Genomic DNA, 14,945 nt, shown 5'->3' on the forward strand with positions numbered 1-14,945 from the left:
TTCCCTGTGACGTTGGTAAAAACTGCGACGACCCAAGGCGGCCCGGACAATGCGCCGACGCCACCTTGAAGCTGACTCAGACTCCGAGTTGCTCGACGTGTTGGTCAGTTCGGCTCACAACACTACCTGCCGTCGCATCGTAAAGAATCATGTCTGCGGCTTTCTCCGCAATCATGATGGTCGGAGCATTCGTGTTTCCGCTCGTGAGCGTAGGCATAATCGACGCGTCAACCACACGCAAACCGCGAACGCCGTGTACACGCAAGCGTGCATCGACTACCGCGTCGTCGTCCGAGCCCATCTTGCAGGTTCCCACCGGGTGGTAAACGCTCTCGCTCTTGTTCTTGAGGTATTCGTCCAACTCTGCGTCCGACGTAACTTCCTTACCCGGCCCAAACTCCTCCCCTCGATACTGGTCAAACGCCTTCTGCGCCATCAGCTCGCGCGCGATTCGCAGACCGTCCCGCATCACGCGGATATCGTCGGGTACAGCAAAGAAGTTCGGGTCGATTTCCGGCAGTGCCGTCGGGTCAGCAGAGCGCGCCAGCACCGTTCCGCGGCTTTGAGGACGCGAGATGTTGAAGTAAGGCATCACGCCTTCTTCGTAGAAAATCTTCCGGCCATGGTCCTCATACATCACCATGTTCAAATGGAACTGGATATCCGGCGCCACCACGTCCGGTCGCGTCTTCACAAAGGCGAGCGCCTCGACGCCGTGGTAGGCGGCCGGCCCCGTCTTGGTCGCCATGTACTTTGCAACCGCCGATGCGGAGTTCAGGATGTTGAGATGCTTGAGCAGCGAAAGCGGCTGCGTAATGCGTTGTTTCAGGCCGCATCCGACATGGTCCTGGAGGTTCTTTCCGACACCCGGGAGCTTATGAACGGTTTGAACGCCGATAGACTGGAGGTGCTCCGGGTCACCGACCCCAGAAATCTGCAGCAGGTGTGGCGAGTTGAACGCTCCGCCGCAGAGGATGACCTCTTGAGAAGCGTAGACTTTCTTCGATTTCTTCCCCGCCAGATACTCCACACCCACGGCGCGGTCACCATCGAAGAGAACTCGGGATGCAATCGCATCAGTAATGACAGTGAGGTTCTTTCGGTCGCGAATCGGGGCGATATAGCACCGCCCCACGCTCGAGCGAACGCCGTCGGCAAGCGTGCTGTCACAGGGGCCGAAACCTTCCTGACTGCCGCCGTTCAAGTCGTCGTTATATTGGTAGCCCGCCTGCTTACCTGCCTCGATAAAGGCGAGGGCAATCGGATTGTGAATGCCGAACCGACTGGTTTTCAGAGGACCACTTCCGCCGTGAACGTCACTCTCTCCGCCCGACCACGTTTCGGACTTCTTGAAGTACGGGAGGATGTCTTCGTAACCCCAGCCCTCGTTTCCAAGGTCACGCCAGCGGTCATAGTCAGTCCGGTCGCCACGCGTATAAATCATGCCGTTGACCGTTGTGCAGCCACCAATGCTGCGTGCACGAGGAATAAACATCTCGCGATTGTTCATGTGTTTCTGTGCAACCGTGTGATATCCCCAGTCCAGCTGACCCGTCTGCATCAACCGGAAGTATCCCGCCGGCATGTGGATGAATGGGCTCTTGTCCCAGCCACCCGCTTCGAGCAGGGTGACATTGACGCTGGCGTCGGCGCTCAGTCGATGTGCCAGAACGGCACCGGCGGAGCCCGCTCCGATGATGATGTAGTCAGCCATTACTTGCCTCCATGTTTCCGTTTTGCCAATGCTTCACGCACTGCGTTTATGCCTTGCAACGTTTCGTACCCGGTATGTTGCGGAACCGACCTGACGTGAGCGATGACAGGGACAGCCGTTCGAACGCCTGGGCGTCCACGCGGAAATCCTGCGTCGTCGACTCGAGAGATTTATTGCTGAAAGACGGCCTTGAGTTTCTCGGCGGAAAGTGCTGAAGAGAAATCGGCGTCCGGCGGAGCCGTAGGGTCACACTTCGGGTCCATACCCTTGGCGCTGTCAGCGTACGGAACCGGGAATGCCGCAAGAGGCTCCTCATTCTTTGTCCCCTGGAAATCTGCAACGCCGCGACGACCAGCGAACCTGATGACAGAAGTCGTTCCGTCAAGCGAGAAGTACGGGAACGCCTTGCCGGACTTTTTCATATCCAGATATTTGCAGTTCAACTCGTTGTTGCTCGCATTTGTCGCGATAGCCGGAATGGCCAGGTGTGCCTGTTCAAACGCCTTCACCGTTGCGAGCGCGGTTACACCGTAGTCCGTGGCGACACCATCGATGCGCGGATACTTTGCGATGAGCCCTGAGACCGCCTTTTGCGCATCAACCGGATTCCAGTTGGTCACAATAAAGTTGTTATCCAGCAGTTTCAGGTCCGGATACTTCGTCAACTCCGTCTTGAATCCTTCCAGGAATATCTGCGACGACATGGCTCCCGGCGCTCCACCGAGAAACACGACATTTCCTTTTTTGAGGTTCTGGCCGTACCAATCGGCCCAAACCTGGCCCATCCGGTAGACGTCCTCGGTCACATTTGCTGCGTAGTCTTTCCCGGCGTTACCTGAAATCTTTGCGAGGTAAGGGACTACGGTCACACCAGCCTTGGTTGCCGCACGCATGGCCGGAATCTGCGCCGCGCCGAAATCCGGGAAGACAACGAGTACGTTTACGCCCTGCGCGACCATACTGTTAATGTCGGAATTTGCCTTCTGTTGGTCACCGTTCGCGTTCGTGTACATGAACTTCTTGAAATTCTTGCAGCGACTGACCTCATCCTTCAGTTCGGCGGCCGCTGTCTTGCGCCACGTGACGCCACCGTAGCCATCAGACAGACCAACGACCATCGGCTTCGTGCCGCACATGGAACCGATATCTCCCTGTTTGGTTACCAAGGCGGATTCGGCAGACATCGCGGGCATGGACGCGGATGCTGCAAGCAGGCTAGCGGCAAGCGCGCGCATCGAATACAGATAGAGATTTTTCATCGTCTCCTCATCTTTTTAGAGTCACAAGTCCTTCGATGAAGCCATCTTCATCAGACTTGCAGCCAATATATGAGAGGAGGAGAAGGCCTTCGCGACTGGCCACGACATAATCAATGGCCCCTGTGCGCCAAAGATATGGCTATTCGAAAGTAAAGGGGCACGAACCAGCGGCAGCGCTGAGCCCTCGTTGCATCTGCGACGGCAAATATGCTGAAGGCCTCCGGTTTCCGGGATTGGTCGTATTTGCTATACGCGCATTGAATCGCTTATGTATAATTTATAGACCGGAAGCGACACCGGTCAAAAGGATGTCTGACCAGGCAAGCGCCGACGATTTGCCCGTGCGCTCTATCGGCGCGACTTCCGCACTTCTGAACACAATGCAGGACGTTCGAGCATGGAAAGTAGGCTGTCACCGCGAGTCTTATGGCTCTTGAGCACGTGTTGCTTCACAAGCATGGCATCAATGAGGGTGTGCGATTCCTTGCTGCCATCGTTTCAGTCATCTTTTGACGTAACGACGGGTGGTGCGGCGCAGACAATTTCGGCATTTGCGCTCGCTTATGGCGTTATGCAGTTGTTCTTTGGCCCTTTGGGTGACCGATTTGGCAAAGTCCGCGTCATCGCGCTCGCCACATTGGCCTGCACTATCGGCAATGTTGGGGCAGCAATCTCCCTCCAGTTGGACCAGCTAGTTGTCGCGCGCGTACTTTCCGGCGCCGCGGCGGCCGGAATCGTTCCTCTTACGATGGCATGGATTGGGGACATGGTGCCGTACGACCGACGCCAGGAAGTCCTTGCGCGGCTGCTTGGCGCAACGGTATTTGGCATGATTGCCGGCCAGTGGTTGGGTGGATTGGTGGCAGACACATTCAACTGGCGCGTATCTTTCGCTTCACTGGCAGCGATTTCCCTCTTGGCAGGCCTCTTGGTGTTACGGGAGAACGGCGGCAGGCCCGCTAACAGCACGAGTACCGGAAAAGGGTTCGGTCATCGCGCCGTTGAGGTCCTTTCGATTCCGTGGGCTCGAACGATTCTCCTGGTAACCTTCATCGAAGGCGCGCTCGCGTTCAGTACCCTTTCGTTCATCCCGAGCCACCTCCATACGGCTTTCAATATTCCGATGTCGAAGGCCGGTGGCATAGTGGCCCTGTATGGAGTTGGCGGCCTGCTTTACAGCCGTTGTGCCCGCTTGCTCGTTCGGCGGCTCGGCGAAGCCAACCTGGCGCGGCTAGGCGGTGCATGTCTCACGGTCTCCTATGGCGGGCTCGCCTCGCTAAGCGATTGGCCGTTCGCTATCCCCGCCTGTCTACTTGCCGGCTTTGGCTTTTACGCGCTGCACAACACGCTTCAAACCCACGCCACTCAGATGGCACCCGGTGCCCGCGGAACAGCAGTGTCGCTCTTCTCGTGTTTTCTATTCTTCGGCCAGTCGCTTGGAGTTCTCTGTGCAGCATGGTTCCTCGACCGGTTTTCTGCTCAGCCCGTTTTTCTTTTCTCGGCAACCGGTCTTCTCATACTTGCACTGACCTTTTCAGTGCTGTTATCACGGCAGAGCTCTCGGCTGGTCCGAACCACTGATATCGGCGCGCGCTGAACGATGGAGACCCACCGCCCGGTTCTCGCGCCCACTCGCTAGCTGCAGCGCAAGAAAAAAGGTCGGATACCCGACTGGCGAGTATCCGACCTTTATTGCTGCTCGCAGCCTTTTCAGCCGGTTTGCATTTCGTTGTCCATGCTTTCCTGGTAGGAGGGGTAGTCAATGTATCCCTCGTCGCCTCCACCATAAAAGACCGCGTAGTCGAACGGCGTAAGCGGCCACGCATTCCTGAAGCGTTCGACCAAGTCCGGATTCGAAATAAACGGACGACCAAACCCTGCCAGGTCGGCAATACCGGAATTTACAAGTTGTTCCGCAGTTTCTTGGGTAAGTGAACCGGTTATCACCAGCGTGCCCTTGTAAGCGTCGCGGAACCTCCCGAGAAAATCTTGCGGAATCGCAGCCACAGTTGGGTCAATGTTGCACAGCGACTCCTGGTCGCTGAGGTGGACATATGCCAGGTTTCTCTCGCTGAGCTTCTCTGCCAGGGTGAGCCAGGTGTTCTCCTCATCGTCAAAGCTGTGCATGCCGTGAAGACGCCCATACGGCGCTAACCTTATGCCCACCCGATTGCTCCCGATAGCCTCAGACATTGCGTCGACCGCGTCAAGGACGAAGCGCAGGCGATTCAGCGTGCTTCCGCCGTAGTCGTCAGTACGGGTGTTGCAACTTGCACTGATAAACTGTTCAAAGATATATCCATTGGCGCCATGAATTTCGATTCCATCGAATCCGGCTTCCATCGAATTCTTCGCCGCCGTGACGAAGTCCGAGGTGACACGCGCAATGTCTTCTTTGGTCATCGCCCGAGGCGTGCTCACCGGGACCGCTCCCGGCTGACCAGCTTCATCGTATGCGAAGCACGTGTAACCTTTCGCGGGAACCCCTACCGAGGACAGGGGCGCGGTACCGTTTTCCTGCAAACTCACGTGAGAAATCCGGCCGACGTGCCAGACCTGGATGAAAATCTTGCCGCCCTCCTCGTGCACACCCTTGGTCACTTCCTGCCATCCCTTGATTTGCTCGGGGGTGTGGATGCCGGGCGTGAAAAGGTAGCCAGTTCCTTCAATTGAAATCTGGGACCCTTCGGTAACTATCAAACCAGCCCCAGCGCGTTGGCGATAGTACAGGGCGGTGCTGGCATCTGGAACAGTGTCACGTGCGCGCGACCTCGTCATCGGTGCCATCAGGACACGGTTCGCCAGTAAGGTACCGTTCAAATCGTAGCTTTGCAGTAGCTTGCTCATCACTGTCTCATCGGATACTTTGCGGTAAAGAAAACGCTACGCGAACCGGCAAGCGAGTGACGTGCAATGATGTCTCTCATGGCGAACCGCGCAGCGCACCGTCGAAATGCCTCTACGGTGCAATCACCAGGATTCCTTGACGAAAGGCGACTTGACCCACCCTTCCGTCCAGGGCGACGACTGGTCAATCGTTCCGGTAATCTCCTCGAAGAGCCACTGGTCGCCAACCTTCACGAGCTTGTCGCTGTACTTGCCTGCGAGCACAAAGGCTTCCTGTTCCGCCTTCGTGGGCGACGCGGCCATCGTAAGCAGGCAGACCAGATAGAAAGTCGCTTCTGCACGCTTGCCGTCGGCGCTAAGTGTGACAACCGGTGATGAGATGTTGTGCTGCCCCCAGGCGATGCCTTCCTTGAGATTCCGGCAATGCTGCTTGATACCGTCTCGGCCCTTTGCCTCACCACCGACGCCCTTGATGACCCAGAGACCGTCCTCAACAAAGAGCGATGCGATTCCCTCCGGGTTGTATCCGTCGTCGAGATGACGCGCGTACGTCGCCTTCAGTTGTTTAATGGCTTCGATGTCTTCGATGCGCTTGACACGTTCTTCCAGACTGAATTCCTGTCCCATCATTTCCTCACACAAGAGAGTTTTCCGACGTTTCAATAAGCACTACAAATTACCTACCACACGATTCATACGGTGAACGACGTGTGGTTATTGCTTGAAAACAGCTTTTAGCTTGTCGACGGCCAGCACCGACGAGAAGTCCGCATCGGGGGGCGCCGAGGCATCGCACTTTGGCGCAACGCCGGCGCCGCTATCCGCGTATATGTATGGGAAGACCTGGAGAGGCTCGTTGTCTGTCGTTCCCTGATACATCGCTACGCCTCGCCGCGCGGCAAACCTGATGACGGAAGTCATGCCATCAAGCGAGTAGTAAGGGAAAGGTTTGCCAGCGTCTTTCATCGTTACGTACTTGCAACTCAGCTCATTGTTGCTCGAGCCAGTCGCGATGGCTGGAATAGGCAGATGCGCCTGCTGGAAGGTCTTGACGGTCGCAAGTGCGGTCACCCCATAGTCAGCCGCCACACCATCGATATGCTGATACTTGGCAATCACCCCCTCGACAGCTTTAGGCGCGTCAATAGGGTTCCAGTTCGTCACAACAAAGTCATTCTGGACCAGCTTCAGCTCGGGATATTTAGCCAGATGTGTTTTGAAGCCTTCGAGAAAGGTCTGCGATGCCGGCGCTCCCGGGATGCCCCCGAGGAAGACGACATTGCCCTTCTTCAGATTCGTGCCAAACCAGTCCGCCCACGCCCCGCCAATGCGCAGGAGGTCGGCGCTCACGTTCGCCGCGTAATCCTTGCCCGGGGTGCCCGGAACCTGAGCCATGTAGGGGATGACCGTGACGCCAGCCCGTGTTGCAGCTCGCATCGCTGGAAGCTGCGCGGCTCCGAAGTCCGGGTACACGATGAGAACATTCACACCCTGCGCGACCATACTGTTGATGTCGGAGTTCGCTTTCTGCTGGTCTCCGTTCGCGTTCATGTAGATGAAACGTTTCAGGTTCTTGCAGCGACCTACCTCATCCTGCAGTTCCGCAATGGCGGTCTTTCTCCAAGTGTTACCACCGTAGCCATCCGAAAGGCCTACGACCATCGGTTTGGTACCACACATGGTCGTAATATCGCCTTGGCGTTGTACCGATACGGATTCGGCTGCCATTGCGGCGGAACTGGTGGCCGCCAGTAATAAACCACCAAGAATCGTGGAATACCTGAAATACGCTTTCATCGTCTCCTCTCCTTTTTAGAGTTGGTCGCCTATTGACCAACGCCGTCTCTGCACACATGTGGCGACTATAGGAGTGGGATGACGTGCTTTCACGACCGCGCGCGCCATATTCGATTGCCTCTTTACGCCACGCGGACACCCAAAAGACGACCTGTGGCGGGTCAGACAAATGCGCCAAGGTGCGCCACGAGGTGCGCACCGGGCATAACGAAGGGTGATTTATGCAATACGGCGGACGGACGGATGAGGGATAACACCGACCTGCCGGTCACGTGCTTTTGTCAGGAATGGCAGGTCGAGGCACAGCATGCCTCAACCAGATGGGGAGCACTTCAGGTAGTTGCGCCTGATGTCCGGCAGTCGGTTTGACCTTATCCGGCTGAAGCGACGCGGCCGGCGTTCTGCTCTGTCAATAGTTTGGTGGTTTCAAGCAGATTCGTAGCAAGCTCACCCTTCCACGCAACGTCAAAAGCTCCAGCCACACCGAAGAGCGTGAGAACAAGAACAATTTCTCCAGTGCCGTCGAAAACGGGGGCACTGATGCTGTTGATGCCTGGAATTGGCATTCCCTCGCCACGTGCAAGGCCGCGCTTCCGGATGTCGGCCAGAATGCCATCGAACTGCTCGAGAGTGAGGCGCTCGCCCTCAGGTGTCTGTGCGCCAATGTCCGCCTTCACCAATTCCTTGATGAGAGGGGTTTTCTTGTACGCGGCAAATACACGGCCGGTCGTGGAATGCGCAAGAGACATGACCGTGCCCACGTGAACACCGGCATGCAAAGACGCAGCAGGCTCGATACTTTGGAGAATGGTCGGGCCGCGGTCGCCCCATGCGGCGAGAAGCACACTCTGTCCAACACGCGTCGCGAGGTCGCTCGACGGCTGCATCGCATTGCGCACATCGGGCACCATCCGGAGTGCGTGCAGCCCCAACCGCAATGAGAGCGGCCCCGGCTCGAAGCGCGAGGTAACGGGGTCCCGTTTGACGAGACCGGTACGCAACAGGCTGACCATGTAGGTAAAAACCTGGTTTGGAGGTATGCCACTTCGGGCGCTCAGTTGTGCCAGCGTCACGGGTTCGCCAGCGTCTGCAAGATACTGAAGGAATCGACCACCGACCTCCATGCTCTGAATGCCCCGCTGTTCCTTGCGTGCATTCGTCTCCTGGCCTTCCGAAGGCTGTTCTTTTGCCGGTTGCTTCGTTACCATGCAATCCTCTGCCGCACGAATGTGAATGTGATTTCTTGATTTTACCGGCATCCGGGTTCAACGAGACGGAAGCCTGATTTCAAGGGTACACAACCCACCGAGATAGTCGCATGGACACCGATAGCACCGAAAAAGCGCAGCGTGGTATTCAATCAGTCGAAGTCGGCAGTGAAATTTTGTCCGCGCTCACCTACTCCGACGCCCCCATGCCGCTCAAGGAAATTGCCCGGGTGACGGGCATGTCTCCGGCCAAGCTCTTTCCGTACCTTGTGAGCCTCATCAAGCTAGAACTGGTGCAACGCGTCGAACCGTCCGGCGACTATGCACCAGGCCCGCTCGCTTTGCGGCTGGGGCTTTACGGTTTGCAACGGTTGAACCCGCTTCGTGAGGCCGAGGCAGACGTACTGGCACTCGCCTCGAGGACCGGACAGAGCGTCTTTCTGACAACCTGGGGACCCAACGGTCCCGTCGTCGTCCGACAGGAAGACCCCTCCTATCCGCTTCACCTCACTTTGCGCGTCGGCACAATCATGTCGCTTGTCAATACGGCAACCGGGCGGCTCTTCGGTGCGTATATGCCCGAACCGCTTGTGCGCAAGGCACTTGATGATGAAGGTATCCGGCTCAGTGGCGCCACAGACCTCAAGTCGGCGGACAAGATTCGGCTGTTCAAGGAATACGAGCAAATTCGCGAAGAAGGAATGACCCGGACAGCGGGTCATCCGCTGCCGGGCGTGAACGCAATCGCAGCACCCGTCTTCATGTTCAATGGCACGATTGCGCTCGCAATCACCCTTGTGGGTCCGGCCGGTACCTTCGACACGCGCTGGGATGGCGAACTCGCGGGAACCCTGCGTCAGACGACCACCGACCTCTCATATCGGTTGGGGTACAAGACGATGCATTCCAGCGAAGCCTGACGTGAGCGCCGGTGGGCAAGCAGGCGACGAACTGATTCGTTGTCGCCCGCTCCCCTGCATGCCTCGGACAGTCTCCTTCCTCGAATACCGTCACCTCCGGAAAGCAGGCGCGAGGTTCGATACGTCATCTCAACTGCCCAACCATCGCAATGACGGGTCACTATCGACCGTCTGCCTTCTCAACCTCCAGGTTCCTCCGCGTAATAGCGGGGGGAAATCACGGCACCATGTCGAGGCGTGCCGCCGGCCGCGTCGTGAAGAAGTCGACCGGCTCACACGGTAGCTGACAATGCGCCGCCCCGTTCAGGGTTGACGCTGCCGCCCGCTTCGCGCACGAGGTCGGCCTTCTGCGGCCAGGGTGCCTCGAACCTGTGCCAACGCAGTGTTTGAAGTGTGGAACCGTCCACGTAGCGGGCCTGATTGCCCTGCAACGTGTCGACGCACACCCCAACCTCTCTCACGGGCCCACTGCGTTACGTTCGTACGCGCCCCTTGGGCTCACCCAAAAATTCGCTATCTGCAAGCAAATTCTCATAGAGAAAATCTTGTACGACCCGCAAACTGCTCCCTTGCAGATTTCTCGTTTGACGAAGCCATCTACGGGATTTTGTCTATATGCGAATTCATCTGCTTATGTATAATTTCTAACACCCGGACACAGCGGCGTTGGTCGCGGGCTTGCTCAGTCCCCTTTTACCCATCGAATTAGAGGTCTTTCGCCATGGCGACAGAAAAGAAGTTTGCTTCCCACGCGGACGTTGAGGAAAAGAAAGTTACGTTCGAACAACTTTCGGAACATGCATACGCCTACACCGCTGAGGGCGACCCCAATACCGGCATCATCATCGGTGACGACGCTGTGCTTGTCGCTGATACGCAAGCAACACCGGTGATGGCTCAGGACGTCATTCGCCGCATCCGCGAAGTCACCGACAAGCCCATCAAGTACGTTCTGCTGACCCACTATCATGCGGTCCGCGTGCTCGGTGCGTCGGCCTACAACGCCGAGCAAATAATCGCAAGCCAGGACACCTACGACCTCATCGTCGAACGCGGCGAGCAGGATATGAAGAGCGAGATTGAGCGCTTCCCACGTCTCTTCAATGCGGTTGAATCAGTGCCGGGCCTCACGTGGCCGACCCTTACTTTCCAGAAAAAAATGACGCTCTGGATGGGCAAGCTCGAAGTCCAAATCCTGCAGCTTGGTCGCGGGCATACCAAGGGCGATACCGTAGTCTGGCTGCCGCAGGAAAAGACATTGCTTTCCGGCGACTTGGTCGAGTACGGCGCAACGCCGTATGCGGGCGACGCGTATTTCCAGGATTGGCCTGCCACGCTTGATGCTATCGCCGCGTTGAAACCCGAAAAGCTTGTCCCCGGCCGCGGCGCTGCTCTCAAGACGCCGCAGGAAGTGGCCGACGGGCTGGCTGGAACCCGCGCTTTCGTCAGCGAGCTCTACAGTAAGGTCAAGTCTGGCGCCAGCGAAGGCAAAGACCTGAACGCCATTTACAAAGAAACCTACGCCACGCTGAAGCCGAAGTTCGGCGACTGGGTCATCTTCGACCACTGTATGCCATTCGACGTCACACGGGCACACGACGAAGCAACGCAGTACCCGGACCCGCGTATCTGGACTGCTCAGCGCGACAAGGAAATGTGGGAAACCCTCGAGGGTTGACCGCCCTCACGCGCCAGCCTGCGAGCATCAGGAACACGCAGGCTGCAACGACCAGTCCAACCTGGAGACATTAAAGTGCAACAGCCGACCCGAGACACATCAAGCCGCCGTGAACCCGTTCAGGGCGGCACGTTCTGCAACACTGCATTGCAACGCGCATCGTCCGCGTCTGCATTCTCAGCCCATCCGGATGGCTATCAGTCGGGATTTGCCAGCGAGTTCGCCACCGAGGCGCTCCCCGATGCGCTTCCCGTTGGTCGAAATTCGCCCCAGCGTGCGCCCTACGGCCTGTATGCAGAACAGCTCTCGGGCACGGCCTTCACTGCCCCTCGCTCCCACAACCGTCGTTCATGGTTGTATCGCGTGCGACCGGCCGCGGTTCACATGCCATTCACGCCGCTGGAGAGCAGCAGACTGGTCAGCGACTTCTCGCGCGTACCACCGACTCCTCCCAATCAGTTGCGCTGGGACCCGCTCCCGATGCCGGACACGCCGACAGATTTCGTTGACGGTCTCGTCACGATGGCAGGCAACGGGTCGGCGGATGCAATGTCGGGATGTGCTATCCATATGTACGCAACGAACCGTTCCATGACGGACCGGTTCTTCTACAGCGCGGACGGAGAACTGCTGATTGTTCCGCAAGAAGGTCGACTCAGCATTGCGACAGAACTCGGCCTTCTTGACATCGAGCCGCAAGAAATCGCTGTCATTCCGCGTGGCGTCCGCTTTCGCGTCGAGTTGCCAGACGGTGAAGCGCGCGGATACATCTGCGAAAACTTTGGGGCCCTGCTCCGCCTTCCTGACCTCGGACCTATCGGTTCGAACGGTCTTGCCAACCCGCGCGACTTCCTGACACCACACGCGGCGTATGAAGTTCGTGAAGGCGATTTTGAACTCGTGGCAAAACTTAACGGCCATCTCTGGCGCGCAGACATAGGTCACTCGCCTCTGGACGTAGTCGCCTGGCATGGCAACTACGCGCCGTACAAATACGACCTTCGACGTTTCAACACCATTGGCTCGATAAGCTTCGACCATCCGGACCCGTCAATCTTTCTGGTGCTGCACTCACCGAGTGATACGCCCGGCGTTGACACTATCGATTTCGTCATCTTCCCGCCTCGGTGGCTTGCCGCCGAAGACACCTTCCGCCCGCCCTGGTTCCATCGGAATTTCGCTAGCGAGTTCATGGGGCTGATTCATGGCGAGTACGATGCCAAAGCCGAAGGCTTTGTGCCGGGTGGCGCCAGCCTTCATAACTGTATGTCGGGACATGGTCCCGACGCTGGCACGTTTGAAAAGGCATCGGTGTCTGACACGTCGCAGCCAATGAAGGTCGATTCGACCATGGCTTTCATGTTTGAGACGCGCAATCTCATCAAGCCAACTCAGTTCGCTCTGGAAACCTCGCAGTTGCAGGCACAGTATTTTGAGTGCTGGCAGGGCCTTGGAAACAACTTTAACCCGGACGTTAAGTGATGCCTGCCAACACAGAAGATGCCCTGATGCTGCGTCGAACAATTAGCTCAGACCTCAAAAGCTGGGTCGAGTCGGCGAATTTCGCCAGCACAGACTTCCCCATTCAGAACCTGCCCTTCGGCGTATTCTCGGATGGCAAGTCAAGCGCAGGCCGGGTCGGCGTTTCAATTGGAGACCTGATTCTCGACCTGTCGGTCATCGAGGCCGCAGGACTGATTGCCGTGCCATATGTTGTCACCGACGATGCCGGTCAGCCCAAGAGCGTCTTTCGACAGGCGCGCCTCAATGATTTCGTAGCCTTAGGAAAGGCAGTGTGGACCAGCACCCGAATTCAGCTATCCGCACTATTGTCCCAAGACACATCGACACTGCGGGATAATCCTGAATTGCGGGAGCGGGCCTTCGTGCGCCAGCGCGACGCGACTATGCATCTTCCTTTCGACATACCCGGTTACACGGATTTCTACTCATCCCGCGAACATGCGACGAATGTCGGCGCGATGTTCCGCGACCCGAAAAACGCGTTGATGCCGAACTGGCTCGAGATTCCTATCGGGTATAACGGGCGAGCGTCTTCTGTGGTCGTCAGTGGTACGCCCATTCGTCGACCGAACGGCCAACGCAAGGAGCCGAACGCTGAACGTCCCACTTTTGGACCCTGTCGTAAGCTCGACATTGAACTCGAAACAGGCTTTTTCGTCGGCGTGGGCAATGCGCTCGGCTCGACTATCAGTGCAAGCGACGCCGACGGTCATATCTTCGGTATGGTCCTTCTTAACGACTGGAGCGCGCGCGACATCCAGCAGTGGGAGTACCAACCGCTTGGACCGTTCAATTCGAAAGGATTCGCGACAACCATTTCTCCGTGGGTGGTCACCATGGAAGCACTGGAACCGTTCCGAATTGAACAACCCCCGCAAGTGCCGAAGCCTCTGTCTTACCTCCGCGGAGCTACGCGCGCTGGAGTCGACCTGCATCTTGAGGTACAGCTGAAGCCGAAGTCCGCTACGTCGCCAACGACTATCGCCAAGACCAACTTCAAGTATATGTATTGGTCGATGGCGCAGCAGCTGGTGCACCACACTTCCGCAGGCTGCAACACTCGTGTCGGTGACCTGCTTGGTTCCGGGACTATCAGTGGACCAAAATCTGAATCGCCCGATGACAAAATTGGGACATTCGGAAGCTTGCTCGAGTTGACCTGGAACGGACAATCACCGCTCAAGCTAGATAACGGTGAAACACGTGACTTTATCGAGGATGGCGACGAATTGACTCTGATTGGCTGGTGCCAAGGCGACGGCTATCGGGTCGGGTTCGGTTCATGTGTCGGCACCGTCTTGCCCGCGCTTGAGGTCCCAAGCTCGGAGGATAGCGAATGAAGCTGTATAGCTACTTTCGCAGCTCGGCATCTTATCGAGTTCGTATTGCGCTTGCTTTAAAGGAACTAGAGTTTCAGTATGAAGCCGTCCATCTTTTGAAAGATGGCGGTCAACAGCTCGCGCCGGAATACCGCCAGGTGAACCCCGACGGTATCGTCCCTGCTCTTGAGGAAGGACCCGAAGTTCTAACGCAGTCTCTGGCAATAATTGAATATCTTGATGAAGTACACCCCGAACCACCGCTCCTTCCCAGGAGCGCTGCGGACCGTGCTTATGTACGCTCGATTGCCCTACAGGTCGCATGCGAAATCCACCCGGTTGATAACCTGCGCGTCCTTAAATACCTGAAGAATAACTTCGGTATATCGGACGAGCAGAAGTCACAGTGGTACAGGCATTGGATTGACATCGGCTTCGGCTCTTTGGAGGCTCGCCTCGCGGCCGAAAAGCGCGTTGGAGACTTCGCGTTCGGCGACACGCCGACAGTCGCCGACATTTGTTTGGTTCCGCAAATCTGGAACGCACGACGATTCGACATACCATTGGATTCCTATCCGACGCTGAATCGCATTGCCAACAATGCGATGGCTTTAAGCGCATTCAAACATGCGGAACCCGCAAACCAACCGGATGCGGAAGGCTGAGCTGGTGTCGCGAC

Annotated in this window: 13 protein-coding genes; 6 read left to right on the top strand and 7 right to left on the bottom strand. The window is 57.1% G+C overall.

Annotated elements, in window-relative coordinates:
* Positions 1-76 precede the first annotated feature (76 nt).
* Positions 77-1,714, bottom strand: coding sequence for a GMC family oxidoreductase (locus AC57B1_RS22230; protein ID WP_496418681.1), 1,638 nt, complete (start codon positions 1,712-1,714; stop codon positions 77-79).
* Positions 1,715-1,884: 170 nt separating this feature from the next.
* On the bottom strand, positions 1,885-2,973 hold the full coding sequence (locus tag AC57B1_RS22235; RefSeq protein WP_079499276.1) for a substrate-binding domain-containing protein: 1,089 nt from the start codon (positions 2,971-2,973) through the stop codon (positions 1,885-1,887).
* A gap of 397 nt (positions 2,974-3,370) precedes the next feature.
* Here AC57B1_RS22235 and AC57B1_RS22240 point away from each other — a divergent pair, with 397 nt between their 5' ends.
* Positions 3,371-4,570, top strand: a complete 1,200-nt coding sequence (locus tag AC57B1_RS22240; RefSeq protein WP_496418682.1) for an MFS transporter — start codon at positions 3,371-3,373, stop codon at positions 4,568-4,570.
* Positions 4,571-4,683: 113 nt separating this feature from the next.
* Here the strand turns inward: AC57B1_RS22240 and AC57B1_RS22245 are convergent, their stop codons facing one another.
* From AC57B1_RS22245 to AC57B1_RS22260, 4 genes are all read right to left on the bottom strand, one after another.
* Positions 4,684-5,820, bottom strand: coding sequence for an alkene reductase (locus tag AC57B1_RS22245; RefSeq protein ID WP_496418683.1), 1,137 nt, complete (start codon positions 5,818-5,820; stop codon positions 4,684-4,686).
* A 123-nt stretch (positions 5,821-5,943) separates the two neighbouring features.
* Positions 5,944-6,462: a nuclear transport factor 2 family protein gene (locus tag AC57B1_RS22250; protein ID WP_496418684.1), complete on the bottom strand. Its 519-nt coding sequence runs from the start codon at positions 6,460-6,462 to the stop codon at positions 5,944-5,946.
* A 72-nt stretch (positions 6,463-6,534) separates the two neighbouring features.
* Entirely contained in the window at positions 6,535-7,617 is a 1,083-nt protein-coding gene (locus AC57B1_RS22255) for a substrate-binding domain-containing protein (RefSeq protein WP_496418685.1), read from the bottom strand.
* A 371-nt stretch (positions 7,618-7,988) separates the two neighbouring features.
* Entirely contained in the window at positions 7,989-8,825 is an 837-nt protein-coding gene (locus tag AC57B1_RS22260) for an IclR family transcriptional regulator (RefSeq protein WP_496418686.1), read from the bottom strand.
* A 110-nt stretch (positions 8,826-8,935) separates the two neighbouring features.
* Here AC57B1_RS22260 and AC57B1_RS22265 point away from each other — a divergent pair, with 110 nt between their 5' ends.
* On the top strand, positions 8,936-9,745 hold the full coding sequence (locus AC57B1_RS22265; RefSeq protein WP_496418687.1) for an IclR family transcriptional regulator: 810 nt from the start codon (positions 8,936-8,938) through the stop codon (positions 9,743-9,745).
* A 272-nt stretch (positions 9,746-10,017) separates the two neighbouring features.
* Here the strand turns inward: AC57B1_RS22265 and AC57B1_RS22270 are convergent, their stop codons facing one another.
* A complete protein-coding gene (locus tag AC57B1_RS22270; protein WP_496418688.1) occupies positions 10,018-10,206 on the bottom strand; it encodes a hypothetical protein in 189 nt (62 codons plus the stop codon).
* 260 nt (positions 10,207-10,466) lie between these two features.
* Here AC57B1_RS22270 and AC57B1_RS22275 point away from each other — a divergent pair, with 260 nt between their 5' ends.
* The 4 genes from AC57B1_RS22275 (at position 10,467) to maiA (ending at position 14,931) form a co-directional block, all read left to right on the top strand.
* A complete protein-coding gene (locus AC57B1_RS22275; RefSeq protein WP_106305428.1) occupies positions 10,467-11,423 on the top strand; it encodes an MBL fold metallo-hydrolase in 957 nt (318 codons plus the stop codon).
* A 147-nt stretch (positions 11,424-11,570) separates the two neighbouring features.
* On the top strand, positions 11,571-12,905 hold the full coding sequence (gene hmgA, locus AC57B1_RS22280; protein ID WP_496418847.1) for a homogentisate 1,2-dioxygenase: 1,335 nt from the start codon (positions 11,571-11,573) through the stop codon (positions 12,903-12,905).
* The gene (gene fahA, locus AC57B1_RS22285; RefSeq protein ID WP_496418689.1) at positions 12,905-14,287 is read left to right on the top strand and encodes a fumarylacetoacetase; all 1,383 of its coding nucleotides are present in this window, start codon (positions 12,905-12,907) and stop codon (positions 14,285-14,287) included. The genes hmgA and fahA overlap by 1 nt, the downstream gene beginning before the upstream one ends.
* Entirely contained in the window at positions 14,284-14,931 is a 648-nt protein-coding gene (maiA, locus tag AC57B1_RS22290; RefSeq protein ID WP_496418690.1) for a maleylacetoacetate isomerase, read from the top strand. The genes fahA and maiA overlap by 4 nt, the downstream gene beginning before the upstream one ends.
* Positions 14,932-14,945: the final 14 nt, after the last annotated feature.

Source organism: Paraburkholderia sp. BGA-UO-ETr-F21 (assembly GCF_059567925.1).